At 42.1% G+C, this 23905-nt stretch carries 29 protein-coding genes and 8 tRNA genes (1 of these 37 only partly in view); 4 read left to right on the forward strand and 33 right to left on the reverse strand.

Translation table 11 applies throughout. From position 1 onward, the window contains the following. Positions 1-2: 2 nt before the first annotated feature. A complete protein-coding gene (locus HM131_RS15780; RefSeq protein ID WP_085030679.1) occupies positions 3-1709 on the reverse strand; it encodes an ABC-ATPase domain-containing protein in 1707 nt (568 codons plus the stop codon). A gap of 149 nt (positions 1710-1858) precedes the next feature. Further along, a tRNA-Gly gene (locus HM131_RS15785) sits at positions 1859-1932 on the reverse strand. A gap of 449 nt (positions 1933-2381) precedes the next feature. On the opposite strand from HM131_RS15785, the gene HM131_RS15790 reads away from it, so the two are divergent. Beyond that, on the forward strand, positions 2382-2570 hold the full coding sequence (locus HM131_RS15790; protein WP_085030680.1) for a hypothetical protein: 189 nt from the start codon (positions 2382-2384) through the stop codon (positions 2568-2570). A 529-nt stretch (positions 2571-3099) separates the two neighbouring features. Here the strand turns inward: HM131_RS15790 and HM131_RS15795 are convergent. The 3 genes from HM131_RS15795 to HM131_RS15805 all read right to left on the reverse strand — a co-directional run bounded on the left by HM131_RS15795 (position 3100) and on the right by HM131_RS15805 (position 5864). Then, positions 3100-3546, reverse strand: coding sequence for a hypothetical protein (locus HM131_RS15795; protein ID WP_232324953.1), 447 nt, complete (start codon positions 3544-3546; stop codon positions 3100-3102). Between the two features lie 224 nt (positions 3547-3770). Next, positions 3771-4319 (reverse strand): hypothetical protein, encoded by a 549-nt coding sequence (locus HM131_RS15800; protein WP_085030682.1) that lies wholly within the window; start codon positions 4317-4319, stop codon positions 3771-3773. Between the two features lie 372 nt (positions 4320-4691). Then, a complete protein-coding gene (locus HM131_RS15805) occupies positions 4692-5864 on the reverse strand; it encodes a TraB/GumN family protein (protein WP_085030683.1) in 1173 nt (390 codons plus the stop codon). A gap of 193 nt (positions 5865-6057) precedes the next feature. Here HM131_RS15805 and ade point away from each other — a divergent pair, with 193 nt between their 5' ends. Beyond that, positions 6058-7797, forward strand: a complete 1740-nt coding sequence (gene ade / locus HM131_RS15810; RefSeq protein ID WP_085030684.1) for an adenine deaminase — start codon at positions 6058-6060, stop codon at positions 7795-7797. A gap of 54 nt (positions 7798-7851) precedes the next feature. On the opposite strand, the gene HM131_RS15815 is transcribed toward ade, so the two are convergent. The 3 genes from HM131_RS15815 to HM131_RS15825 all read right to left on the reverse strand — a co-directional run bounded on the left by HM131_RS15815 (position 7852) and on the right by HM131_RS15825 (position 11734). Beyond that, on the reverse strand, positions 7852-8589 hold the full coding sequence (locus tag HM131_RS15815) for a poly-gamma-glutamate hydrolase family protein (RefSeq protein WP_085030685.1): 738 nt from the start codon (positions 8587-8589) through the stop codon (positions 7852-7854). Between the two features lie 701 nt (positions 8590-9290). Continuing rightward, positions 9291-10055, reverse strand: coding sequence for a hypothetical protein (locus tag HM131_RS15820; RefSeq protein ID WP_085030686.1), 765 nt, complete (start codon positions 10053-10055; stop codon positions 9291-9293). A gap of 200 nt (positions 10056-10255) precedes the next feature. Continuing rightward, positions 10256-11734, reverse strand: coding sequence for an SAP domain-containing protein (locus tag HM131_RS15825; protein ID WP_085030687.1), 1479 nt, complete (start codon positions 11732-11734; stop codon positions 10256-10258). Between the two features lie 139 nt (positions 11735-11873). On the opposite strand from HM131_RS15825, the gene HM131_RS15830 reads away from it, so the two are divergent. After that, positions 11874-12608: a hypothetical protein gene (locus HM131_RS15830; protein ID WP_085030688.1), complete on the forward strand. Its 735-nt coding sequence runs from the start codon at positions 11874-11876 to the stop codon at positions 12606-12608. Positions 12609-12624: 16 nt separating this feature from the next. Here the strand turns inward: HM131_RS15830 and HM131_RS15835 are convergent, their stop codons facing one another. The 16 genes from HM131_RS15835 to HM131_RS15900 all read right to left on the reverse strand — a co-directional run bounded on the left by HM131_RS15835 (position 12625) and on the right by HM131_RS15900 (position 20123). Continuing rightward, positions 12625-12804, reverse strand: coding sequence for a hypothetical protein (locus HM131_RS15835; RefSeq protein WP_085030689.1), 180 nt, complete (start codon positions 12802-12804; stop codon positions 12625-12627). A 67-nt stretch (positions 12805-12871) separates the two neighbouring features. Continuing rightward, the gene (locus tag HM131_RS15840; protein WP_085030690.1) at positions 12872-13564 is read right to left on the reverse strand and encodes a hypothetical protein; all 693 of its coding nucleotides are present in this window, start codon (positions 13562-13564) and stop codon (positions 12872-12874) included. Positions 13565-13619: 55 nt separating this feature from the next. Next, positions 13620-13964: a hypothetical protein gene (locus tag HM131_RS15845; RefSeq protein WP_085030691.1), complete on the reverse strand. Its 345-nt coding sequence runs from the start codon at positions 13962-13964 to the stop codon at positions 13620-13622. Position 13965: 1 nt separating this feature from the next. After that, positions 13966-14274 (reverse strand): hypothetical protein, encoded by a 309-nt coding sequence (locus HM131_RS15850; protein WP_085030692.1) that lies wholly within the window; start codon positions 14272-14274, stop codon positions 13966-13968. Continuing rightward, complete coding sequence (locus tag HM131_RS15855) at positions 14264-14497, reverse strand: hypothetical protein (RefSeq protein WP_085030693.1); 234 nt, start codon at positions 14495-14497, stop codon at positions 14264-14266. Before HM131_RS15855 ends, HM131_RS15850 begins: the two co-directional genes overlap by 11 nt. A 75-nt stretch (positions 14498-14572) precedes the next feature. Further along, on the reverse strand, positions 14573-14998 hold the full coding sequence (locus HM131_RS15860) for a hypothetical protein (protein ID WP_085030694.1): 426 nt from the start codon (positions 14996-14998) through the stop codon (positions 14573-14575). A 139-nt stretch (positions 14999-15137) separates the two neighbouring features. Then, positions 15138-15353 (reverse strand): hypothetical protein, encoded by a 216-nt coding sequence (locus HM131_RS15865; protein WP_085030695.1) that lies wholly within the window; start codon positions 15351-15353, stop codon positions 15138-15140. A gap of 136 nt (positions 15354-15489) precedes the next feature. Beyond that, on the reverse strand, positions 15490-15996 hold the full coding sequence (locus HM131_RS21125; RefSeq protein WP_085030696.1) for a hypothetical protein: 507 nt from the start codon (positions 15994-15996) through the stop codon (positions 15490-15492). Beyond that, positions 15989-16132, reverse strand: a complete 144-nt coding sequence (locus tag HM131_RS20780) for a hypothetical protein (protein WP_157130848.1) — start codon at positions 16130-16132, stop codon at positions 15989-15991. Before HM131_RS20780 ends, HM131_RS21125 begins: the two co-directional genes overlap by 8 nt. A gap of 25 nt (positions 16133-16157) precedes the next feature. After that, positions 16158-16295 carry a hypothetical protein gene (locus tag HM131_RS20785; protein ID WP_157130849.1) on the reverse strand — a complete coding sequence of 46 codons (138 nt, stop codon included), beginning with the start codon at positions 16293-16295 and terminating at the stop codon, positions 16158-16160. Positions 16296-16421: 126 nt separating this feature from the next. Then, on the reverse strand, positions 16422-16943 hold the full coding sequence (locus HM131_RS15875; protein ID WP_085030697.1) for a hypothetical protein: 522 nt from the start codon (positions 16941-16943) through the stop codon (positions 16422-16424). 309 nt (positions 16944-17252) lie between these two features. After that, positions 17253-17747 carry a helix-turn-helix domain-containing protein gene (locus HM131_RS15880; protein ID WP_085030698.1) on the reverse strand — a complete coding sequence of 165 codons (495 nt, stop codon included), beginning with the start codon at positions 17745-17747 and terminating at the stop codon, positions 17253-17255. A 16-nt stretch (positions 17748-17763) separates the two neighbouring features. Continuing rightward, positions 17764-17946, reverse strand: a complete 183-nt coding sequence (locus HM131_RS15885; protein WP_085030699.1) for a DUF5659 domain-containing protein — start codon at positions 17944-17946, stop codon at positions 17764-17766. A 202-nt stretch (positions 17947-18148) separates the two neighbouring features. Then, positions 18149-18475 carry a hypothetical protein gene (locus tag HM131_RS15890; RefSeq protein WP_085030700.1) on the reverse strand — a complete coding sequence of 109 codons (327 nt, stop codon included), beginning with the start codon at positions 18473-18475 and terminating at the stop codon, positions 18149-18151. A 510-nt stretch (positions 18476-18985) separates the two neighbouring features. Continuing rightward, positions 18986-19561, reverse strand: a complete 576-nt coding sequence (locus tag HM131_RS15895) for a tyrosine-type recombinase/integrase (RefSeq protein ID WP_085030701.1) — start codon at positions 19559-19561, stop codon at positions 18986-18988. A 364-nt stretch (positions 19562-19925) separates the two neighbouring features. After that, positions 19926-20123, reverse strand: a complete 198-nt coding sequence (locus HM131_RS15900) for a DUF559 domain-containing protein (RefSeq protein WP_085030702.1) — start codon at positions 20121-20123, stop codon at positions 19926-19928. 102 nt (positions 20124-20225) lie between these two features. Between HM131_RS15900 and HM131_RS15905 the strand changes: the two genes are divergently transcribed. Continuing rightward, the gene (locus HM131_RS15905; RefSeq protein ID WP_085030703.1) at positions 20226-21176 is read left to right on the forward strand and encodes a hypothetical protein; all 951 of its coding nucleotides are present in this window, start codon (positions 20226-20228) and stop codon (positions 21174-21176) included. A 39-nt stretch (positions 21177-21215) separates the two neighbouring features. Here HM131_RS15905 and HM131_RS15910 read toward each other — a convergent pair whose 3' ends face one another. The 9 genes from HM131_RS15910 to HM131_RS15950 all read right to left on the reverse strand — a co-directional run. Beyond that, a complete protein-coding gene (locus tag HM131_RS15910) occupies positions 21216-21959 on the reverse strand; it encodes a helix-turn-helix domain-containing protein (RefSeq protein ID WP_085030704.1) in 744 nt (247 codons plus the stop codon). A 185-nt stretch (positions 21960-22144) separates the two neighbouring features. Continuing rightward, positions 22145-23122, reverse strand: a complete 978-nt coding sequence (locus HM131_RS15915; protein ID WP_085030705.1) for a tyrosine-type recombinase/integrase — start codon at positions 23120-23122, stop codon at positions 22145-22147. A gap of 143 nt (positions 23123-23265) precedes the next feature. Next, positions 23266-23347 (reverse strand) — tRNA-Leu (locus HM131_RS15920). A gap of 10 nt (positions 23348-23357) precedes the next feature. Then, positions 23358-23431, reverse strand: a tRNA-Cys gene (locus HM131_RS15925). 70 nt (positions 23432-23501) lie between these two features. Beyond that, positions 23502-23576, reverse strand: a tRNA-Gly gene (locus tag HM131_RS15930). Positions 23577-23582: 6 nt separating this feature from the next. Beyond that, positions 23583-23657: transfer RNA gene (locus HM131_RS15935), tRNA-Gln, on the reverse strand. A 29-nt stretch (positions 23658-23686) separates the two neighbouring features. Further along, positions 23687-23762: transfer RNA gene (locus HM131_RS15940), tRNA-His, on the reverse strand. An 11-nt stretch (positions 23763-23773) separates the two neighbouring features. Next, positions 23774-23844 (reverse strand) — tRNA-Trp (locus tag HM131_RS15945). A 24-nt stretch (positions 23845-23868) separates the two neighbouring features. Continuing rightward, a tRNA-Tyr gene (locus HM131_RS15950) sits at positions 23869-23905 on the reverse strand; it runs 49 nt beyond the window's last position.

Below are 23905 nucleotides of genomic sequence, written 5' to 3' on the forward strand. Positions count from 1 at the left end.
TTCTATCGTATATCTTTTACTTTTGCTGTTCGTATCCGATTCAGTGTTGCAGCAATTTCAAAACGACGTGGACGCGCCAATTCACCTGGATGTTGATCTTTAAATGGGGCGAATGCAGCAAGTCCTTTCGTATCTAATTGCTGTTCAATATCGTTAAGCAACTGACTTAACGATTGCTCTTTTTTCAGAATTCCTTTTTTATCCATATGCATAATTAAATCTGCGATAAGACGAGTCTGGGAAGGGTCCACCAACTGTTCGACTCCATCGAGGTCAATGTCCGTTCTCCCCATGACAATCGTTGTTTTGCCCTTCGCCTGAACTTTATCTTTCTTGCCGCGTCTAGTCTGAAGACTTGCCGGCAAAAAGGCACGCTTAGGGACTGCTCCGAACTCCTGCTCGCTCGCTACCGCTCTTTGACTAGGATAACGCTCAGCGATTTCTTTTGCTTTTTTCGTAACGTTATGAGGCACATACTGATCCATCATAATCACGTCATCGGCCACATTGAAATAATCGCCTGAACCACCCATAACTAGAATCGTGGAAACATCTAAATCATCACGCATTTGTTTAATTTTATCGATAAATGGTGTAATCGGCTCTTTTTCTTTGACGACTAACTCCTGCATGCGCTCATCCCGAATCATGAAATTTGTCGCGCTAGTATCTTCATCAATCAACAGGGTGTGAGCATCGGCTTCTAAAGCTTCAATGACATTCGCTGCCTGGGACGTACTCCCGCTTGCATTTTCCGTAGAAAACTGAGTCGTGTCCGCTCCATGAGGAAGGTTTTTTATAAACGGAGAGATATCGACGTTCGTGACCTGTCGTCCATCCTCAGCCCTTACTTTGACGGCTTGTGGGTCTGTAATCACATACTCTCTGCCGTCCCCTCTGACATGAGGATACACCCCACGCTCCATCGCATTCAAGAGGGTACTTTTACCATGATAACCGCCTCCGACAATTAATACAATCCCCTTCTCTAGAGCCATTCCAGTGATAGGCTCATCTTTATGAGGGATATAAAAAGAAACCCGGTTCTCTTCAGGACTCTTAAACGGTACGGCATTCTTCATCGGACGATCACTAATTCCACTTTCTCGCGGTAAAATGGATCCGTCTGCTATAAAGGAAATCCAATTGTTTTCCTTCATCTTTTTCTCAATCGCTTCATGTTGATCGGCCAGCTCACAAGCTGCTTCTAACTCCTCATCTTTTATCGCAAAAATAGAGTCCTTCATGACTTCCGGGATCACTTTGAAGAAAAGCTTCTCGGCTTCTTTTCCATTAATGCGTCGTCCATTAGCTGGGAGGCCGACTGTCAAACAAACCGTCATATCCTGATTGAGGGAAACCGCCGTTCGTTCCAGGATTTCCTGACCTGGCTGATCGATGGCCACCATCCCGCTTTTTCCTGAACCTTTTACTTGGATGTGGTTCTTATTGACGGCCCTAGCTACCGCACGCGCCAGCCTGTCTTCTGTATAAACTTTTCGGCGTGATGTTTCTTTCCAAGAGGATTGCACCGCTCTTTTTTCGTTAGGAATACGTACTCTTATCTTAGATGGTGCCGCGAAGGGATCGCCCTGTACGTAGTCAATGAATAGTTCAAAATCAGCAAAGGAATAGTTCCCTTGGATTTGTTTGTAGCCTTTATAACTTTTTCCATCAATTTGTTTCAATTGCTGCTGTAATTTTTTCATAATATCTGGAATCCTCCTATGAAAGAATGATCTAGTATAGGGATATCCTTTTTACTTCATTAAAAAACGCAATGCTTCGTTACTTTTAACGAAACACTGCGTTGGCTCACATTGTATAAATAATAGCGTACTCTCTACACAGAAAGTAATGGAGCGGGTGAAGGGAATCGAACCCTCGTCATCAGCTTGGAAGGCTGAGGTTTTACCATTAAACTACACCCGCACTTTGTAAGTATTCATTAGCTGTGTCTGGACTGTTTCCAAACCATGCTTCTTCCTCTGCTAGTTTATTCATGGTAGTGTATCCGTCGAAGCAACTCGCAGTTTACTCGGTGAAGTAAATGCTCGTGGCTGAGGTTTTACCATTAAACTACACCCGCACTTTGTAGTTTTTTCATATTAAGGTAATTTCTGTACCTCTCTCGGAAGTACATTTGTAATTATAACAACCGAATTCTATCGATGCAACACGAAATTTACGATTTTTTGTCGAAAAATTAATCTTTTATTTACATAGACGACTAGACTAAAAAGTTATTCCTATTATACTGAGGACGTCTTCAAAGTAACCTAGTCCATATGTACCTATTCACAAATTTCTTCTGACTGAAACCTTTCTTTTCTTTTTTGCGTATAAAAAAGTAAGAGATTTTGCAAAAAAGGAGGCCCGGTATGATTAATCTGTTCCTCGGAATCGGTATGCTCGGTGTATTAGGATTGTTTTTTTGGAGTTATATTTTTGATCCCAACAATGCGATCGTCGTTTCCTTTTCAAAAAAGAATTTTATACTTACCATCGTTGTCCTCAGTTTATTCACTTTGTATTTACTTTCTACAGGTATTTACTACTCCTTTTTATAGAAGGTCTCTTTTCCTCCTGAGATAAATAAACCTAAAACCCAAGCTAAAAAAGCTGCCAAGATGGCAGCTTTTTTAGCTTTGCTTCGATTTGAATACGAAAATGGTTGAGAATATGAGGAATGCCAGGAAGTTGAGAACATCGATGGAGAGTCTTATGAATTCTAATAATGTGTTTGCATCCAAACCCCTCACCTCCACAATTTGCATTCACCGCTATTTCACAGATGTTGCTGCAATGGAAGCGTTAGGAAATTAGTAAGGAGGTTTAAAATTAAGAGTGGGTTGCACGGTGTTACCTTTTAATGTAACCAAAACGCTCTCGATTATGCAGAGATTGATTTTCCAGATCGGCGTTTAAATCTTAGTTGTGTTCCCGTTGATAACAAGCAGTGTTGCCTTCACAAGTCCCATCCATTCCACTGCCCAATTACAGAAGACCAAGGCATAACTTATCAAAGTGCTAACCACAGGACAACACTCATCCAAAAAAAAAAGAGCCTTAGCAAAGGCTCTTTTGATTATATCTTAATTATAAGATAACCGTATTTTTCAAGGCAGCAATGAGGCGCTCAAAGTCTTCATTGACTTGGTTGGAGAATTCCGGCTTCTTGTAATTTTTCTCTTGTGACGTCGATAGTCCAGGTTCAATTAAAAGCGTTCTTCCGCCCATCAACTCAATTTCAAGCTTTCGAGGAGGTGTATTGTCTGACATGCTGTAATCCACAAACCATTCTTTCATAGAAATGATTCTTTGTGTAAACAACGTTTCCTTTGTAACTGCCATGTCTTTTGAAATACCAAGAATTGTCAGTGTCCGGTCGTTTCGATTCACGATAAACAGTTGGTGTTCATCCGGAGTTAATACCTCAAGCGAGCAATAGTTATCAGACTCAAAAACTTCATCCGTAAATTCCAGAACAGCCACCTGACGCAAATTTTCCAGACTGGAAGAATTTAACCTTTCTTTTAATGCCATGGACAATTCCATAACCTCCTTAATGATATTTCATAGGTTATGTCCCCGCCTAAGTAAGGAAGAAAACTTAATCTGAGCAAAATAAACAAAAAATACCAAGAGGCTTAGGGGGCCCGGTATAAAAGGAACGAATCCCTCGACATTTTCTAAAAAAATCTCCTAAGAGAAAAGTAGGAAAAATATGTAAATATTATTTTAATATAGAGAATTTGCGGTCATTCCAATCACAATTTCATACGTAAATATTGAAATTTCTTTGTCGCTTCAAAATAATAGTTTAAATCTTTTTGCAGAAGTGATTTAGAAAAGTTTACACTTGCTTCCTCCGCCATTTCATTCAGTTTTTTATGATCCGATAACTCAATGAGTTGATCAATCCATTGCTGCTTTTCTTCGTTGTCGTTATCAAGTTTGCTCCAATCATAACTATGAACTCCGTACGCCAAATCATCCTGGATTCTATCTTCTCCGATTTTATGAATCAACTCTCTTATTTGCTGATCTTCTTTAATCATACTTTTTATTGATGCCACTACGTTATCCTTAACAAGAGTTTGACCACTATAATCCGGCCGCTTCAAGTTTTCCGATTGTCCCTCTTCTGACTGTACCGTTACAGTCTGATAATGAGTCTCATCAGTCTTCTCCTCTGTCTGTTCCATTTTTTCCGCTGTTTTATTTTGCCCGATCCCATCATTCACTGTTATTTGCCATATGCCAATACCGATAACAATAACACCAATAATGGAAGTCCCTTTTATAAAATTACTCATACACGGTCATCCTTTTTTATATGTTGGATGTGTTAACTGGTTAAAAAGGAATTCAATAGAGGCCATCAAGAACGGTAGTGCCTCCTTCATTTCGTGAGGAAATTCCATTTTTTAAGTTAACTATCCCGATATTTTAAAAAGTCTAAATCTTGTAATCAATTGTAATATAATCGTAACATTTGGTGTAAATATTGTAAATAAACCATGAACAATCGTCTATTTTCTTCCTTAACAAATAGGATGGACGCTTAATGTGTAAGCTTCCATCCTCATTCTAAACGGGAAAAGTCTTTTATTTTTGGTATTGATCATTCTTCTTTCTACTAAAGGAAACAAAAAAGAGAGAGCTGAAGTTAAGCTCTCTCTTCTATCTTATAGATTTTCAAAAAACAATCGGATCACGTCCGCTCCACCAATGAATGTTCCGAGAGAGCTTCCGATGTTCGCTAAGATGACGACAAGCAGAATTCTTGTCACTTTGTTACGCCAAAAGCCTTTAACACTTGTTACATCTTCAGATAGTGTATCAAAGTCCGCTACATTCGGCCTGCGGAAATACGCTTGTACAAAACCGGCAAACCAGCCAGCTGCAATCAACGGATTGAGTGACGTAATCGGTGCCGCTACAAAAGCGGTCAAAATAGCAAGTGGATGGGCGAGTGCCGCTGCAGTTCCAACTGCAGAGAATGTTCCATTCCACAATACCCAGCTGATCGTTTGCTGTGTGCCTGCTTCAGGGTTTGCTAAAAACGTATAAGCAATAATCGAGATGATCAAAATCGGAATCGACCAGCCAATGATCTTTGGCCATTTCGATTTCGGCGGTCGCTTCGTCAGCTTTTTCAGATCATGATCTTTATGGATCTCTTCTTTAATACCAGGAACGTGGGCCGCCCCCAGGACAGCTACTACTTTGCTGCCTGGTGCCTTTTTAATTTTTTGCGCCAAATACTGATCTCGCTCATCTATAAGCGGCTTCTTTAAAGTTGGAAAATTATCTGTCAGGTCTTTCAGCATCCCATCCAGCATGTCCTGGGATTTCATTTTTTCTAGCTCTTCTTCTGAGATCGTTTCATTACTGAATATACTGTAGATAATGGAAAGAAGGAGTTTCGCTTTTCCTGAAAATCCAATATTACCCCAGATCCTGGCGAACGTTGTTTGGATATTACGATCAGCAAGAACAAGCTTTGCCCCGGTTTTCTCAGCTGATTCAATTCCTTGAATCATTTCCTGACCAGCCTGGATGCCGAATTGTTTCGCCATTCGTTTTTGGAAAGACGAAATAGCCAGGTTCATTAACAGAAGGGAAGCCTTCTTTTGTTTAATTACTTGAAATATATCGGTGTTCTTCCATTGATCGCCGTTTTTGATGGATTGATATCGTTGCTCATCTAATTCTACACATACTGAATCAGGCTGCTCATCTTCAATGACTTGTTTCACCTGTTCAGCACTTTGCTTCGATACGTGCGCCGTTCCAATCAGGATCAACTCTTTTTCACCTAACTGGATCCGCGTAATGTTCTCTTCCATTGTCGACATACAAACCTTCCTTTTATCGTGTAAACTATAATCATCCTCTCTATAATAAACCAGAACGGAACAAATGAGAATGAATTTCGTACATTTCGTCACCCCCCACTGGATTGACAAAAGTACAGACAGACGTATAGAATCACTATTAATCATTTCTACTAGTATAGACAATTGCCTCTACTCTAAAAGGAGAGATCTTATGAGTCCTAGTAAAGACGAGTTAAAAAAAGATATTGAAATCGCCAGTAAAAGTACACCTGCTGACGTCGTCATTAAAAACGGCCGTATCTTAGACGTTTTCAACTTAGAATGGCTGGATACGGACATTGCTCTCTCCAATGGAAAAATCGTGGGGCTGGGCCAATATGAAGGTAAAGAAACGATTGATGCAAAAGGACGCTATGTTTGCCCCTCCTTCATCGATGGCCACGTCCATATTGAATCTTCTATGGTCCCTCCTTCTGAATTCGCCAAAGTCGTACTCCCGCACGGTGTCACTTCAGTGGTTACTGATCCTCATGAAATCGCTAATGTCCTCGGTCAAAAAGGAATCGAATTCATGATTGATGACTCCAACCACCTGCCACTGGACGTTTATTTTATGCTTCCCTCTTGCGTCCCTTCTACACCTTTTGAAAATGCCGGAGCAGTCCTGAAAGCAAAGGATTTGCAACCTTTTCTTAAGAACGAAAGAGTGCTCGGCCTAGCAGAAGTAATGGATTACCCCTCCTTAGCCGCTGGAGAAGATTCAATGGTAGATAAAATTATGATGGCTCAAAGCGCAGGCGGCAAAATTGATGGGCATTTAGCTGGTCTTGAAACAAACGCCATTAACGTCTACCGTGCAGCTGGCGTCAGCACGGACCATGAATGCAACACCTTAGAGGATGCAACAGACCGTTTAAGACGAGGCATGTACCTGCTCATACGAGAAGGGTCTGTAGCGAAGGATCTATCTAACCTGATCAGTGTCGTGACGCCAGCGAACGCTAGAAGATGTCTGTTCTGCACAGATGATAAGCATCTCGATGAACTCACTGACGAAGGAAGTATTGATCATCATATTCGTTTAGCGATTCAAGCAGGAGTATCCCCTCTTCAGGCGTACCAAATGGCCTCCTTGAATGCCGCCGAGTGTTATGGGTTAAACCATAAAGGAGCTTTAGCTCCCGGTTATGATGCAGACTTTTTAATGGTAGACGATCTTGAATCCGTAAAAATATCTGAAGTGTATAAAAGAGGCAAGCTGGTTGCTCAAAATGAAACATACCTTGGTCATAATGGTTCAAAAAAAGCCCCTTCCCCAGCCATTACATCCACTGTACAATTTAAGGATCTAAGTGAGGAAAACATGGCTATCCCAATTAGTGATGGAAAGAAAGCGAATATAATTGAAATCAACCCAAATCAGTTGAAGACGAACAAAATTGTCGAAGAGGTCGAACTGAAAGATGGTATGTTTTCTCCATCAATAGAAAATGATCAATTAAAAATGATTGTGGTAGAAAGACATTCAATGACAAGTAATGTAGGGGCCGGGATCGTCAAAGGTTTCGGATTAAAAGAAGGAGCAATTGCTACCTCTATTGCACATGACTCACATAACATCGTCGCAGCAGGGACAAATGATCAAGATTTAATGGCAGCCATCCAAGAGCTGAAGGAAATGCAAGGCGGCCTGGTTGTTATCAAAAACACGCAAGTCATTGCTTCCCTCCCACTGCCGATTGCCGGCCTGATGTCCGATCAGGATTTCACAACAGTTAATAAAGGACTGAAGACCATCAAAAAAGCCCTGGCTTCGTTAGGTTTTACAGACGCATTTAATCCATTTTTGACGTTATCCTTTTTGACCCTGCCCGTCATTCCATCCTTAAAGCTTACGGATACGGGGTTATTTGATGTGGAAGCATTCAAGCACATCCAGGTTTCACTTTAATTAACTCCGCTAAGCAAAAAAGCTATTGGAAGAGGGTTCTCTCCAATAGCTTTTTTAAATCTCTTCATATTCCTCTATAGCTGACTGGATCGCTTTCACATAATGATCGAAGGCAGCTGTCTGATTTGATGGATCGCTTCTCGAACTATAATCGATCTTTCCATTTTTAAAGAAGGCTTTCCTTTGCGCTGTCGTCAATTCCAATTGCACACCTTGTCCAGTTTTGGATAGATTCACGATATTCTTAGGATGATCACCATCCAAGTCTTCAGGAGCTTCTTCAACCGTGAACCCGTTTTGTTCTAAGCTGGTGGCTATCAATTCTTTTAAATCCTTATTTAAGCCCCCTAGAAGTGTTTTTGGCACTTCACCCTTAGTACCATGTATAGAAATATGATGATCCACAGCACTCACCATTCTTAAAACTGCTGGCTCATCGAAATGAGTAGAAGTTATATGTAGGTTATCAAAGTTACCCGAACTTAGTTTGCCTTTAAAGGTGTAAAAATTATAACGATCACCAGCAATGTGATCAGCCACCTGTGAAGTGACTCGCTCAATGCCTCCGCCATGAATGGCGCTGACTAACAGCTTATTGCTTGAAGCATCGCGTGTTTGAATCTCCCAATCTTCGTCTTCTTGATACACCTGCTTTAGATCTTCAAAGCTGCAGAACCGATCATGACATGAGGCTTCTTCATCTTGGGAATCATTTATTCCATTTTTTATGAGAATGGTCATTATAATAACCACAGAGGTTACTATACCAGCAGTTACTAGTGCTTTATTCATTACTAATCCCCCTCTCTATTATTTAGAGATGTCCTTAGCTCTCTGCATCAGTATTTTCAGTGGTAAGCACACGATTTTAAGCCGTGCGTTATTATCGTAGCATTGTTTGTTAGACGATTGCGAAAGAAAAGGAAATTGCTTGAAATAACAAAAAGACCCCAACATCTCTGTTGGAGTCTTTTAATGTTTCGGTTTTAGTACCGGTGGCCGGGGTCGAACCGGCACTCCGTGAGGAACACGATTTTGAGTCGATTCGAGAGTCCCTTACGTTAAAAACTTCGCTACGAGTGCTTTAACGATGGGCATTCGGTACATTTATTCGCTCATTGGACGGGTTAACTAGCATACGACTGGTGCAACCCGTTTTCCTATCGTTCATTATACGGGGTTGACCGCTTACTTGCAAGGAATTGACGAGAGTTTAACGAGAGACGCTCTCTGTCAAAAAAAAAACGAGAATGCCCATTCGAAGAGTCCAAACAATCCGAAATTCACTTTACTAGTGGCTTAGCAGAATAAACCACTAATAAGGAGTGATGTCTTTTAATGATTTCTTCAGAAGGATGTGTGAGTCACCATATGAATTGCGCACTTCTGTTATACCATCGACAACAATAATCAGTCGAGATATAATTCAATAACGCTATGTCTACTTCCTCTTTTACCGCATAGAGAAAAGGAAAGCTAAGCAATTACGCCGTTTATTCAAGGTATTGTACATCTATTTCTTTACGGATGTTTTCAATTTTATTATAGAGAATATTAGCTTCCCATTTAAAATTGCATTTAAGGGTTACCCATCTATCTGAATCAGCGATAAAAATTCTTCTTCCCCAGACACCTATCTCAAAGATATGGTCATTATGAATGGACAAAGTTCGTTTACCTTTGTTTATATCTATAAGCTTTCCTTCTTTAGTAACTTTTACTGGTCTCAAACTTAAATATGAAACCTTTTCATTACGTTCAGCTCCTATGCTATATTGCCAACCTTCTATCTCGTGTGTGTCTTTGTTGTATAAACAGGAAACACATCCTTCAAATAACATTTCTTCAAGCACACCATTTATGAATTCCTCATCATATTTGAACCCCCACTTGTTGTTATCAAAAAGTTCTTCGTTCAATCTAACCCGTTGAGTGATGGCTTTTGTAGTGGGGTATATTTTTTTATCCAAACTTATTCCATCAGGATGTTCTTTAGTATTTATGGTGTAACATGTACCTTTTTCCATTTCCCCATTACAGGTTCTTAAAAATGATGTGATTTCATCCTTTATGTCCCTTCTAAGGATTTTATGATAATTAAGGTATCTATATATTAAAAGTGCCCCGATAAAGCCTGAAATACCTATCAAGAGACCTCCAATAATTTTAAGTGTTATCCAACCTAAAACCTTTCCAAACCCTGATAATAATACCAAAATAGACTGATTTGCATTCGGAGTACCGAACAAAAAAGACATTATGCCTCACTCCTCTCATTTCTTTGGTGCATTGATAGGTAGAAATTCTTTAATTCCAATATCCTACTTTAATAATCGTCTCCTACATCATAAATCCCCGTTTTAATTATCTTTATTTGTCCATGGATAAATTTTCGAAGTTCACCGTTAGGAAGAGTAGGGATGCGGGACTGTACGTAGGAGGCAACGCTGCCCCGCCGTTAATAGGAACCAAACCTCTCGTTATGATCGAATGGGAAGTAAACACCGTATGCCTTATAGAAAGAGTCATCGTCATGCTCCGCTTTCAAACGTTCGTAAGCGTGATTGTATAAGTTCTCGAGCTCCTTTTCGTTCTTTTCCATCGCAAGTTGAAGGCATCGATAGCACTCGTCTTTAGTAAGGTAATGGTACGAGAGCTCTCCTCGTGTCCTTCCCCACGTATAGTCGAACATATCCCGTAGTTCCTTATCGCTCATTTCTAACCTTTCCGCTAATCCTTTGACGGGCTTATACGAGGGAAACCAGTCTATCAATAGGTTCCTGACAAGCGATAAGCGATTCCCGTTCCACATTCCGCTAGCCTCGGAGATAAACACACGCAAGTAATGGAAAAGAGCGTCGTCATATCGATTCTCCCGTTCTAATTGCTCGGCGAGGCAACGGATACTGTTACGCATTAACCCGTATTTACGATTAATCGCATGTTTTCCGACCTGTTCATGAATAAGAGTAAACGAGATATCACCGTTTGGGGGGTTGTAGTCGAATTTCTTAACGTGCCTTATCGCACTTGCCACGTTGTAAGCTCCGTCACTAGAAGGATGACGATGCGCTGGGACTATGTAGTAAAATTCATTTAGCGTTGCTTCGCCTTTTGGAGCGATGGTTAAAACAGGGTTATCGCCAACTAACGACTTGACTTCTTCCTCAGTAAAGTGCTCCCTTATTCTCGAAATGAGCTCGGCTTTCTTCCCGCCTACTTTTAGCTGCTTCGTCCTCAATAGCTCTTTCAACTCGGGAATTGTAAGCGAAACAAGCGAGTCAAAAGGCGTTCCTTCCGTGAGGTAACCTTCCTTAACGAGCTTCTTTAACGATTCCTCCGCATTGACTCCGTATCTTTCGTAGAAGAAACGAGGAATGCGAACATTTTGAGGCTTTCCCGAAATCCAGTCAATAAGGATAACCTCCCCCGGAAACAAGCCGTTAGATAGTTTTTCCGTAGAGACCTCTTTTATATCCTTAGTTTGCTCTAGCCTCTCCCGGAACCTCTGTAACTTAGGTGTGACATCTTGCCGTGGAGACGTAAGCTCTAACTCTGCAAATACTTCTATCGCTCGTTCAAGAACCCGTATCTCCTCGTCATACTGTTTCCTTTCCCGATAAATGCTCGCAAGGCTATCGTATGGGTGATTCCCCTCGAAACGTTCAGCAATATTCAGCTCGTAGAGACTTATCGCATCATCAACGTTTCCCTCTTTCTCAAGTTCGATTCCATTTAAGTTACGGTCCACTTGCCTTTCAAATATCGAATCCTTCGTAGAGAACGACTTGTTTTGGGATTGTTCATCGTCGTAACGTTTCGTTTCCTTGTCGTATCTTTTCCTTACCTCAATGGTTGGCTTAACCGTTATCTTCTCGGCAGACTTCGGTAGAGTCGATTCTTTGAACGCTTTCTTAAGTAGTTCGAATAGTCCCATGATAACAAGTGCCTCCTTCATACTTTTACTGTATTCGATAACAATAAGGAATTTCCTTCCTCATAATCTATTCTTAAACTTCCAAATATTTGCTATTATGTAGTTAGTTCCACCCGACAAAAAACGTGGAGGTAATAATATGAACACTGAGCACCTACCTACAAAAGCCTACAAGTATATGAAGGAAAAGTGGTTGAAGAAATTAGAGGCAACTCACTCTATTCGAATTACTCCTTTGAAAGACTACTCAGAAACCATTTACGGTTCTGAAATTGGAGATGACTTTGAGGGAAAAAGTCGGACTAATATTGCAGTTGACGACTTGACGATAGAGGCTCAAAGTCAAACGTCTAAAGAAAAGGAGATTCTAAACTCGCATAGGATTCATATTAGAGATAAAGCTACTATAACCTTCGAAAATTCAAATTTTATCACCGACAACATCGATAACAACTACTTCGTTTACTGTGTCTCCCTTGAAAGAAAACCTAATATCCAGAGAGCATTCGGTTCTGGATTACAAACCATTTATAACTTTCCGCAATTTTTTAAACATCTGGAAGCTGAGTTAGCCAAAAGTGGAATAGTCTTTCACGATGCTGGAGAATGTGTTTACCTCCCTAAAAGAGAACAGAAGTATCATTTTAAAGACCTGACTGAAAGGGAAGGTGAAACTCTAATTCACAAACCATACTTCGTAAAAGACAAGAGATATGAGTATCAAAGAGAGTTCAGACTAATTTGGAAGTTCGCAGACAACAGACAAATAAAGTGGCCGTTCATGACAGCTAACCTTGATGTAGCTAGTTTACATTACAAGACTGAGGTCTTAAAACCTGCTACCCAAAAGAAAAAGAAGAAGAGGGTTAGATAATAGAAAAAGACGCCCCTTAATCAGGACGCCTCTCCGTTAACTCGATCTTTACGCTGATTCCTCCGTTCCTTAACGGGGTTGTCTCGACGATTCTTCCGCCTTGCTGCTTAACGGCTTGTTGAAGCTCGTTGTATTCCTCCGTGGTGCTCACCGTCTGGGTTCGTACTTTTATCTGCGTTAAGTTTGGATTTATCATGTAACCGCTCCTTTTCGGCGGGGCGTCGTTTACCCCGCCTGTTTTCGTATTAATTCGTTACCTTAATTTAGTCCCAACGTCTAACTAACCGGATTCGGTCGTATTCCAACGTGGGGCTTAACGGCAACTGTTCCGCTGCTTTTTCAGCTAATAAGTCCATGTTCCGGATGTCACGAACTTTTTGAATTAGTTCACGTTTCTTTCGGTCGTCTAGGTAACTGAGAACCTTACCGATTGATCCCTGCATAGCCGTCTTTTGCTCGTCTGTTAGCCTCCCGATGTTTTCCTTTGCCTTGTCGACGAGCTCCGCCTTATCTCGGTCACTTACTGCAACTTGAGCTTCTAAAGCTAACCGATTTGCAAGTTGTTCTGCCATTTGCTTGTCCGACTCAGTAACGATGATTCTCGCTTGTGCCGACTTCTGCCGAGCTTCTTCGATTGCCTTGTCTCGGTACTCGTTGTACTCCGCCTTTAAAGCCTTGCTATCCGAAACGTATTCTTCCTTCATCTTGGCGAGCTCGTAGTCTTTGAAGTCTTTCGTGTGTAGGGGATTGTCGCTCTCTTTTACCTTCTTCTCAGCTTTCTTGAATGCCTTCGTTAGCTTTTCCGCTCGTTTTCGGTAGTTTTCGTACTCCCCGAGTTCAATTTCCGTAGCTTTTTCATCGCTTACTAGCTTGGTAGCCTCTTTTCCGTCTAGTTTATAGACTCCGTGTTGCTCATAATCACCGTTACTCTCAAACATGAAGATTCGTTTTTCCATTAATCATTACCCCTTTTCGTTAGTATTAGTTATTTTCGTTTGCCCCGATCACCCCTTAAAACGGATTCCATTTCCCCTTCGGTTGTTTTTCGCTGGTTTTCGTCTGCTTGGAATGACCTGCATGCTCAGCTAACTCCTTAGCCTGTCGTTCTACTTCTTCCGGTGTCCCGTCGTGAATATATTTCGTAGCACGCTCAGCCTTTTCCATCGGAAACCCCGCCTTTAGCAACTTGAGGTATTTTAACTCAGAAAAGTACAACTCCTTATAGTCGGGGAGTCTCGCATCCAGTTCAGCTTGGGCTTCCTCTCGTTCCCTTTCCGCCTTAGCTCGTGCTCTCTTCAATCGCTCTTGTACGATTCTATCTACGTCTTCCTGGGTGAACATCTTTTCTTCGCTCATTCTATCGACTCCTCTTAGTTTTAAGTGTTTGTACTGTCGGCAAGTCTACGTTAGTCGTCTCCGTGTCTAAAACCAAGTCGTTCTCTCGGATGAATTGCTTTACGATGTCCTGGGCGGAGTAGAAAGCGTAGATTTCGCTCTGAGTCGTTAGATAGTCGGCTTGTAATACGACCTCCCCACGCCCTCGCTCGAATACTTTGATCCGTACCTCTCGTTCTTTCCGGTTCAAACGATCCACATGGATAGTAACGAGTACCATGCCGTCAGCTTCGTTATCTATCGCTTCGACTTTTCCTTTTTTACGAAACACATCCTACACCTCCCGTAAATCCTTCCCTTTCGAACGTCTCCTTGACGCTTCCCTCTCGTTTAACGGCGTCCTCTGCTAACGCCTTTGCCTCGTGCATCTTAAAGGTTGCTTTCGTTGGGTTAAATCGGATTCTCCCGAGGTATGGACTTGCGTAGCTTTCGTTGATTCTGAACTTAGACGCTTGAAGTATTCCGTAATCGGTTTCGTCTAAACGCTCCTCCACGTAGTCCCCGAGTGCCCCCAGCGCTTCTCTGTTCGTTAGTTGCTTCGGGTAGTAGAAACTCGCTATCTGATAAGTTTAATGACGGTCGTACTCGATGATCCCGATAGCCGTGTAGTCTTCGTCCTTTATCCGATACGCTCGAAACTTCCTTCGGTTCTTTCGTTCCATATCCGCACCTCCGTACTTCTCCTCAAATTCGCCGAATTCCATTAGCTCGCTTTCTGTTCGTGTGTCTACGTCGACTAACAACGGCTGCAACGATAAACCTCGTTTCTTAGCCGTTTCGACTACCTCGAATACGTCCGATTCCGTTCCACGGGCTACCTTCTCGTTATAAGCGTTGATTATCGAGTAGCCCTCGTCTGTGATGTTCAACGTTGCTTTAAAGCCTCCCGATAAGGGCAGGAGTTCTTGCCGCTCTCCCGTTGGAGACTCCGATAGGAACGTCGTCCGAGTGACGTTATTTGCGAAATGATCCGTCATCTTTAGTAAGCACTTCATCTTTTTCCTCCCTTTCAGTTTTATTGCCGTAATCGGCTTGTTTTCGGTTAAATATCAAGGTTATAACCCCGTTTGTAGACTTTCAGTTTCGTAACGAATGGTATAGGTCTCGAGTACATACACAACACAAAAAACCCCCTTACAGTCGGGGTTTGAATAGCCTTACCTGGTTTCTATCAACGTTTCCTACCACTAGAATAACTCTCCCTTCCTTGTCTTTTTCTGTGTTATTCACCGTGGCATAATCGAGGAGTTTACGGATGTGGGGCGGGAAAGTCGAGTGGACCTTCCAGTGTTTAACGGTTGCGTCGTAGAGGTATAACGTTTCTTGCTCTTCTTTCGGATAGTAGCTCACTTGGAACCCTCCCTTCTTCGGAAGAGTCCTGCTATCAGCTTACCGTTAGACATATATACTTCGGAAACTAACTCGTACTTCTCGTCGTTTAATAACTTGGAGATTAACCGGCGTCTATCCGTGTAAATTAGTTGACTCACGCCTCCTCAACCTCCGTTGTTCTTGGTCTTCGGTTATTCGCTTGCTCTTCCCACGTTGCGAATCTACAGTTCCACGGTGTGTACCTTTTGTCGTTGTTCATCCGTTCAATCGACGTATTAGATTCGCCGTGCTGATCGACATGTTTTACGTAAGATTCGTACATGTCGTCACGGAAGTTCTCGAATTTCCGCCAACGTGGGCAAAGAATAATACCTCGACCACCGTAGTCGTTATAATTCTGAGCGTTCTCGTTGGTTGCACGTTGTTTCATGCATGTCCATATACGATAGAAACGAGTGCACCGCATACCGTGAGGTCTACGTTTACAACCGCATGACTTCGTATGGTTTGAACGTAAATGATCGGCTCTAACACTTGTTTCGTTACCACAATCGCATTTACAGAGCCATTTAATGTGACCGCTGCCTTCTGCCCGTCCCGATTCCTCGATAACCGTCAACCTGCCGAACTTCTGCCTTGTTAAGTCGGTTTTCTTAGGCATTCTTAACACGTCCTTCCGGCTGATCCGTTAGGTTGGCTTCAAGTCGTTCCGTCCGTTTGTCGATTAAGTCTACCTTTTCTTTAATCTTCGCTAGTATTTCGAATACTTCCTCATAAACTTCTTGCTCTTCTCTCATTATTCATCCCATCCCTTTGCCCGTTTTAATTTAAGTCCAGCTTCCCGTGTAACTTCTGAATGACGTCTCTTAGCTCGTAGCTTGCATAAGTCTTACTGGTTCGTTCTGCGATTGAGAGCGCCAATGCGTAAATAGATAGCGCCAGTTCTTCGTTCTTCTCCATCCCTTCACCTCCCATATGTATTTAAAGCCCCTCCCACCGGCAGGATAGTGGTGCAACCGGAACATGAATCTTAACTCTGCACTTCCCCTCTACTTATAAGTGAACCGGACGTTTGTTTGCGTAGTTTTATAGCTTTCCGATTCCATTTCTCCATGCGGTAATTTCCGTCTCGTAAAGAAGTGCGTGCTGCCTTGCATCTTCTTTGGCTGGCGAGAAATCTAGAGGAACTTCTTCGACTCTTCTGCGATAAATCGGCTCTAGAACCGGCCCTTTTCGTTTTCTTCTTACTTCGTATTCGTGCTCACATATTCCGTTATTGAAGCACGTTAGCTTGCGTCCATTCCTCGAAACGTCATAATAGTAATTCGAGCAGATTGCACACCTTTTCACTCGTTTAGGCTTGAACTTAACGTTTCTCCACGTCAATTCAATCGGAAAGGGATACTTCTCTCCAAACCTATCGATGATATTTCGAAAGTTTTTGCGTCTATGTTTTTGCCATTGACGTAATTCCATACGAAATTCCTCTAGGTGAGGTATGGAAAACTCCTCGTCAAATATTAGCGTTAATACCTGAAAAGCCTGTACCGCCGTTTCTTCGTTCAATCCGTCATCAATTAGTTCGTGCACTTCTTTTACGTAACTCATTGCGTATCCCCTTCTCGTTGTTTATAGTGGGCACTTGTATGCGCTTGTTGACGTATTAACGTTCGCACTCGTTTAAACTCGTATGGTTTTACCTATTCGGACATGGATTTGTATGCGTATAAACGGACATGGTTATATTTGTGGGTTTGTCCGTAAGGAAAAGCCACTGAGTGAACGAGCGTAAGCGAGTGAACGATTAATGTATTGTTATCTAGTACGGTTATGTCGTGTATAGTTATATAACGTACCGAAACGACCTCTACCTACGTATCAAAATGATCTGGACTACGTATCAAAATGACCCTTTTGCTAGAACCAGCCATCTTCGACGTCGTCTAGTTCCGAAGATTCATGCTCTCCAAGCGAACCCTCTTGTCCCTTCCTGCGCTCTTTCTCTGCTTTGTCAGCTTTATCAATACGACGGAATCGCTCTTTTGCTTCGACCTCAATTTCAGGGAATTTGGCGTATAGTTCGTCCAAAGTTTGAACTGGCTTCTTTACACGGTACACGTTATTGCCGTATGTCCTTGAACGCTGTTTCTCGACTAAGTCAAGTTTGACTAACGTCTCAATTTGCCGTTTGATTGTTGATCCACCTAAACCACTATCACGTTCTAACTGCCGAATCGTTGGGAAAGCGTAGCCATAGTCCGGGTTCCAGTAATCGAATAGTAATTCGTAGACTAACTTAGTTGAGGGTTTGAAATTGGGATGTTGGGTGTACACTCGATGTAAGCTGCTTAAACTTGGAATGTAATGCTCTCCTTTTTCGATGATGAAAGGATTATTGTAATTGGGGTTCATAGAGAAAATCGCTCCTTTAAAGTTTGATACCTTTCCTTATTGCTATTTCAGTCAGTTCTTCTTTAAACTCGCAGGTTGCTTCGAAGATGAAAACCGCTTTTCCTTTGTACCTTGTTGATGGCTTGACTTCGATAATTCTGAAACCTTTTGTTAGTAGTTCATTGGCTAGGTGTAACGACATTATGACTTTGCGTTCCATCTAGTTCACCTCCTTAGATCTTCTTCTACTTAGGTGTGAATAAGACGTTTGTTGCGGTAGTTTTTGACTATAAGCAGATAATAAGTTTCATTGACTCGTTTAACGTGGACCCCCATATACAAATACAGCGCAGGGCTCAGAAGCCCCACGCTGTTTTTAATATGGTTTTTGTGATATTGAACGACTTCATAGGCATTCCGCCTTAGAACGGGTCAACCGGAACATTCCTTCCGTAAATAGGAAACGGGAAGCAGAAGCGAAAACCATCGCAATGCCCGATGAGAATTTCGTCGTTTTTCGGATTGAGTTCTTCGTATGCAAGTCCGTTTGATTCGAAGGTTTTACGTAGCCCTTCTTCGGAGCATAGAAAACTATTAGCTTCTTCGTAGATTAGCTTCTTTGGCTCTCCTTTTTGAACGATTAGTAAAGCGTTGCCCTGTCCGTTGTATTGCGTCTCGACGTTGCTTCCAAGTAGATTGATATATTCGATACCTTGCTCCACGGTTATGATGGATTCAACAACTTGCATAAGCATATCCTCCTTTAAAATGACTCGTTTAACGTGTTCTCAATAAAGAACCAAACCGCAAAAATAAAAGGATTGGCTCATTAGATATGACTCGTTTAATGCGCCCCCCTGTAATCTAATACAGCGTAGGACTCCATAGCCCCACGCTGTGAATCGTTATATTCGGTTATTCCAATCTCTTTCTTTTAGGAGTTATACAGAAAAGCCCGTCCGCTAAAACCGACTTCTCTGTCTATTTTGCCCTGCGCTAACGTATATTCACTGTATCATCTAAAGCCCTGACACTTCTTCCGAGTCAATGCCTACAATCATTGTCGTGACGGTTCTTAACGGGTATTGTTACAGTTGTGTTACAATTTTAGCACTTGCATAAACCGATACCCCGACTTTATGAAATTTCATAGCAAATATTCGTCCACCCGGCGGGCGGGTTCCGGCGAGAGGCCCCCGGGGGGATTAACGCATGAAAAAGAGGACTAACGTGTCTTCGCTAGCCCTCGTTATTACACGTTATAGTCGGAAGTCCTTCAACGTGTCCGCTATTTCATCCTCGGTTATCCCGATGTATCGTTTAGTCGTCGCCTGATCCGAGTGATTAAATATTTCCATCAACGTTGCTACGTCTTTTGTACGTTGGTAGTAGTGGTAGCCAAACGTTTTCCTTCCCGTGTGTGTACCGATGTCATTACGTCCTAGCAACTCCGCAGCCTTCGCATAGACACGATAGGCTTGCGTAGGAGTTATATGCCCGTCTCCTTTACGACTAGGGAAGAGCCAACCCTCGTTAGGCTTATCGGATAAATAGTCGGCTATGTCGCCCATAATAGCGTTCAAATGAACCCTACGAGGCTTCTTCGTCTTCCCCTCAGATACTACGATACTTGAAGCGCCTTTGACGTCCTCTATGCGTAGTTTCACGATATCTCCGATCCTTAGCCCCGTATTAATGCCGAGGTTAAACAGTAACAAGTTCCGATCAGCTTGCTTCGATAGCTTCAAAGCCTCCCGAAACTCTTTGATTTCCGTAGGTGTACGTAATGGTTCTACGTTGACCAAGTCGCCCTTTTTTCCGCCTGCATAAGTCATTCAATCGACCCCTTTTCGAATGTACGGTTTTAACGTTAAATAAACAATACCATACATTTAACAAACAGTCAATCGATGAATGCTGTCAATACGGTAAATCAAACGTATGGAAATACATAAAAGCATACATTCGAATCTATGTTTACGATTTGAGTGGTTTCCGGTTGTTCAACGTGCTGACCCCTCGATATTTTCGGAGGTGCTCGCCTCATGGACGGGTTGCCCGTTAATACTGCGTAATATGTAAACTCTCGTATACCATCAACTTCATCACTTTACCTCGTTAAAGTACGTTTTCCCCAAGTTTCTTCCTATATGCTCGAATTTGCTTCAACACGATAAAGAATTATGCCGGTTTACACGCTTACACATTCGTCCGTCTCGTTAGCTCCTCGCTGATCCCCTTTACCACACTCGGCAGACTGCGATGAATCCTCGATCCACTAACACGAATAACCTTCCATCCTTTACTTCGGAGGTAACGGTCTTTCTTACGGTCATGCGCCTTTTGAGAAGCCGTAGAATAGAATTGTATGTTGTTACCCTCCAACGATATTATCACTTCTCTCCGTTAAATTATAAAAATTATAGCACCTAATAATTACATTTAATTACAATATATGATAATATTTAACTATTAAGTTAATTATAGGAGGTTGGTTAATTGAGAGTTAGTGAGTTTTTCGAATTAGATGCTAGGCAGAGCGAATTAGATTTTGTCGATGTAAACATCGAGAGAGATATTGAATTATACGTAGACCCATGTTGGATTCACACAATTCAAGAACCCTGGTTTATAGAGGCAACCAATACAATTGAGGATTTTTTCAATCATATTCTCAACCTTTATGAGCACAATCAATACGAAGAAGCAAAAGAATTATTTCATTATTCTCGAGAGCCAAATGAGATTTGCTTCGGTCTTTCAACAAATGCGCCGGAAGGAACTGGAGCATCTGCTGCTATGCTTGAGAAAGTTTTTGATAATATACTTGAAGCACAAATGATTGATAATGGCTTAATTGAGCGTCTAGAAGATATCCACGTATTTGTTGAAGATTTTGGACAAGATAGACTATCTGATCTAGTGGTAAACATCATCAGAATGCACCTTGTTGAATACACCACAGAGCAATGCGATAGGTATGAATTTGACATAAACGAAGAAGAAAGACAGTTAGCGCACTATTGGAATGTCGAAACTCATAGTTGGGAAGAATGTAACCGAAGCCCCTTGGTAATTAACGGTAAAGATATCCTGCTCGTTCCAAAGGCCATAGCCGTGAAGAACTTTAAATATAATGCCGGTCAATACTGTACTCATTTTGTGTTAAGCAGACGTAAAGAGTACCACTTAACGAATGATACAGGCTTAGTAAGAAGAGAACCGACTAAAAAAGGCGAGGTCATCCCGAAGGTCTACAAAAAAGACATTCGAGAACAAGAAATAAAAGAACCCGGAAAAAGTGAGAAACAATACGTAAGAGAAATTACTGAACAGGACAGAGATTTAATCCAACAGTTCAGAATTGGTATAGCCGAAATTCTTCAAGATGAAAAAAGGACTAACAGACTAAGTGATGAAGAATTAGAAGAAATGCTTGACAATCTATAGTAAATACTAACGCTACTTCTATAAGTGGCGTTTTTTCTATCAGAGATATATATGAGCCATTTCCTTCAACTTAATCATACGACTTACCTTCTTCCAAGAAGCGTACAAGTAGCTTTGCAAATTGCGTATCTTGCCTTCTTTGTAACGTCTTACACACGAGAGAAAAGTGTCAATGTATTCCGTGTGATCCTCTGCTTGAATCGATGAATCAACCGATGCCTTTGCCTTATATAACGTCCCTACCGTTCTGTATAAGTCCTTTCCGTCAAAGAACGGAGAGATTGCTTCGTAAATCCTACAAGGCAACGAGTTCTTTAGTGCTAACGGAGTGTTTAGCGTATCGTTTGTATAACTAGGTTCTTCACGCTTAGTGAATGTTTCTTTTTGTCGATTCTTCGCCTTATCCGTTTGCTCGCTTGCTTTCTCGGTGACTTCACGGTCGGACATACGGGGTGCCGCAAACGGTAGAATCACGATGATATTAGCCCCTGATCCTCCGGATTTTTTCCGAAGAGTGCTAACTCGCTCGATTATTTCAAGGGATTCTAGTCGTCTTAAAATACGTCTGATAGTTCTTTCGGATTTGTCGACTCCTGTAGCGATAGTTGACGTTTTAAGATGTGCTGCCCCCGCATATTTCACCGAATATCTCGCAATGAAACGTAAGACTTCACGTTGGCTTGCGGTTAATTCCTCGCTATGTTCTTTCTCGTGCTGACGTACATGATGATTTAATTCCTGCGTTGAGTTGAACGTTTGGTAATTCGATAAGTAGATGGTCATTACGTATAGTCCTCCCGAAAGAGGCACAACTAAATACGAACATACGTTTGTTTAAATGGACAGACTTGCCGAATTTGACAGTCACTCATTTTTTCGATACGCTATCCATAGGCGATGGGGTGCATATCGTTGAGGTGCGACAAGTTCGTATGCTCGACGGTTGCGCCTCTTTTTATTGGCTAAATTTATACATCCAAGTCCTTTAAAGGTGAAAATTCCTTATGTTTCTCTGCTACCTCGCTTCCGAACAAGTTGACGTAGACTCTTACCATTTCCATAGAGGAATGGCCGAGTATCTTTTGAAGCTCAAATACGCCTGCCCCATTCATAACCGAGAGTTTCGCAAATGTATGCCTTAAAGTGTGAGGGCTGCATCGAACACCCTTAATACCTGCCTTTGCTCCGTGTTTAGCGACAATCCTCTGCAAAGCATTTCGTGTCATTCTCGTTTCATCAATAGTTACGAATAGATGATCCGTCTCGCACGTTCCTCTTAAACGGAGATAACGCTTTAGCTGTTCTTTCATCTTCGATTGAATCGGTACATATCGATGCAAATGATTCTTCGTATTTCTCACGAAAATTTGACCTTCGCTTAACTTAACGTCTTCAACGAGTATTCCGGATGCTTCGTTCAACCGGAGTCCCGTCTCAACCAACAGAAGTAAGTACGTATAATCACGTTGACCTGTGAAGGTCCTTAAGTCTGGAGCGTTAAGTAGTTGCTTTAACTGCGTTAAATTGAACGTCTCGATGTTCGCTTTACGATTCTTTAGCAACGGATACTTCTTCATCGGGTTTTTATCGATGTACTTACCGTCCTTTAGGAAATTGAATAACGTACGGATCGCTCGTAGCTTCGTATTGATTGTTCCAACCTTTAGGTGCCGTTCGTGCTTCATATCATCGATGTAATTGTCGATATCGGTGCGTACGACTAGGTTTAAATCTAACGACTTCTCCATACGTACCAAGTAACGGCGAAAATCTTCACATTCTTTCTGGTAGTAATGAAGCGTGAACTCTCGGAGTGCTTTACGCTCCCCATCGATCAGGAATTTCCGCAACGCCTGGTCAAACGGCATCTCCTTGCCCTTTAGCGACCGTTCCACGATGTCAATTTCGTAAGGGGATAGTCGATTATCCCGTCTATTTCTGCGCATAGAAAAAACCCCGCTTTCCTCTCGAATTAGGAAAACGGGGCTTAACGCTCACTCGTATGGGCACACGACCATTTATACGTCCATTAAACGCAAAAAAGGACGATACCTACGCTAGTAGATACCGTCCTTATGCGACTTTTTAGTACCGGTGGCCGGGGTCGAACCGGCACTCCGTGAGGAACACGATTTTGAGTCGTGCGCGTCTGCCAATTCCGCCACACCGGCATAGTCTTATTGGAGGCGGCAACCGGAATCGAACCGGTGATAAAGGAGTTGCAGTCCTCTGCCTTACCGCTTGGCTATGCCGCCATATAAGATCAGTTTCGATTACGATTGTATCATATTCAACTCATCTTGAATATGTGTCTCATGTATCTAATGGAGCGGGAGACGGGATTCGAACCCGCGACCCCCACCTTGGCAAGGTGGTGTTCTACCACTGAACTACTCCCGCATCAGATGGCTGGGCCAGCTGGATTCGAACCAGCGCATGACGGTACCAAAAACCGTTGCCTTACCGCTTGGCTATGGCCCAATTAGGGATTTCTTTTCTTTTGATAAAAATGGGGCGGTTGATGGGAATCGAACCCACGAATGCCGGAACCACAATCCGGTGCGTTAACCACTTCGCCACAACCGCCATAATCAAAGCAGGGGTAGTAGGAATCGAACCCACATTGACGGTTTTGGAGACCGTAGTTTTACCATTAAACTATACCCCTATTTGGATGAATATGAAATTAAAATGGTGGAGGGAGTAGGACTCGAACCTACGAACCCGAT

The organism is Halobacillus mangrovi (assembly GCF_002097535.1).
GTDB classification, from domain to species: Bacteria; Bacillota; Bacilli; order Bacillales; family Halobacillaceae; genus Halobacillus; species Halobacillus mangrovi_A.

Excerpts from the sequence above, each read along its gene's own strand:
- HM131_RS15780 (WP_085030679.1), bottom strand. The coding sequence starts at position 1,709 with ATGAAAAAATTACAGCAGCAATTGAAACAAATTGATGGAAAAAGTTAT.
- HM131_RS15790 (WP_085030680.1), top strand. The coding sequence starts at position 2,382 with ATGATTAATCTGTTCCTCGGAATCGGTATGCTCGGTGTATTAGGATTG.
- HM131_RS15795 (WP_232324953.1), bottom strand. The coding sequence starts at position 3,546 with ATGGCATTAAAAGAAAGGTTAAATTCTTCCAGTCTGGAAAATTTGCGT.
- HM131_RS15800 (WP_085030682.1), bottom strand. The coding sequence starts at position 4,319 with ATGAGTAATTTTATAAAAGGGACTTCCATTATTGGTGTTATTGTTATC.
- HM131_RS15805 (WP_085030683.1), bottom strand. The coding sequence starts at position 5,864 with ATGTCGACAATGGAAGAGAACATTACGCGGATCCAGTTAGGTGAAAAA.
- ade (WP_085030684.1), top strand. The coding sequence starts at position 6,058 with ATGAGTCCTAGTAAAGACGAGTTAAAAAAAGATATTGAAATCGCCAGT.
- HM131_RS15815 (WP_085030685.1), bottom strand. The coding sequence starts at position 8,589 with ATGAATAAAGCACTAGTAACTGCTGGTATAGTAACCTCTGTGGTTATT.
- HM131_RS15820 (WP_085030686.1), bottom strand. The coding sequence starts at position 10,055 with ATGTCTTTTTTGTTCGGTACTCCGAATGCAAATCAGTCTATTTTGGTA.
- HM131_RS15825 (WP_085030687.1), bottom strand. The coding sequence starts at position 11,734 with ATGGGACTATTCGAACTACTTAAGAAAGCGTTCAAAGAATCGACTCTA.
- HM131_RS15830 (WP_085030688.1), top strand. The coding sequence starts at position 11,874 with ATGAACACTGAGCACCTACCTACAAAAGCCTACAAGTATATGAAGGAA.
- HM131_RS15835 (WP_085030689.1), bottom strand. The coding sequence starts at position 12,804 with ATGATAAATCCAAACTTAACGCAGATAAAAGTACGAACCCAGACGGTG.
- HM131_RS15840 (WP_085030690.1), bottom strand. The coding sequence starts at position 13,564 with ATGGAAAAACGAATCTTCATGTTTGAGAGTAACGGTGATTATGAGCAA.
- HM131_RS15845 (WP_085030691.1), bottom strand. The coding sequence starts at position 13,964 with ATGAGCGAAGAAAAGATGTTCACCCAGGAAGACGTAGATAGAATCGTA.
- HM131_RS15860 (WP_085030694.1), bottom strand. The coding sequence starts at position 14,998 with ATGAAGTGCTTACTAAAGATGACGGATCATTTCGCAAATAACGTCACT.
- HM131_RS21125 (WP_085030696.1), bottom strand. The coding sequence starts at position 15,996 with ATGCCTAAGAAAACCGACTTAACAAGGCAGAAGTTCGGCAGGTTGACG.
- HM131_RS20780 (WP_157130848.1), bottom strand. The coding sequence starts at position 16,132 with ATGAGAGAAGAGCAAGAAGTTTATGAGGAAGTATTCGAAATACTAGCG.
- HM131_RS20785 (WP_157130849.1), bottom strand. The coding sequence starts at position 16,295 with ATGGAGAAGAACGAAGAACTGGCGCTATCTATTTACGCATTGGCGCTC.
- HM131_RS15875 (WP_085030697.1), bottom strand. The coding sequence starts at position 16,943 with ATGAGTTACGTAAAAGAAGTGCACGAACTAATTGATGACGGATTGAAC.
- HM131_RS15880 (WP_085030698.1), bottom strand. The coding sequence starts at position 17,747 with ATGAACCCCAATTACAATAATCCTTTCATCATCGAAAAAGGAGAGCAT.
- HM131_RS15885 (WP_085030699.1), bottom strand. The coding sequence starts at position 17,946 with ATGGAACGCAAAGTCATAATGTCGTTACACCTAGCCAATGAACTACTA.
- HM131_RS15890 (WP_085030700.1), bottom strand. The coding sequence starts at position 18,475 with ATGCAAGTTGTTGAATCCATCATAACCGTGGAGCAAGGTATCGAATAT.
- HM131_RS15895 (WP_085030701.1), bottom strand. The coding sequence starts at position 19,561 with ATGACTTATGCAGGCGGAAAAAAGGGCGACTTGGTCAACGTAGAACCA.
- HM131_RS15910 (WP_085030704.1), bottom strand. The coding sequence starts at position 21,959 with ATGACCATCTACTTATCGAATTACCAAACGTTCAACTCAACGCAGGAA.
- HM131_RS15915 (WP_085030705.1), bottom strand. The coding sequence starts at position 23,122 with ATGCGCAGAAATAGACGGGATAATCGACTATCCCCTTACGAAATTGAC.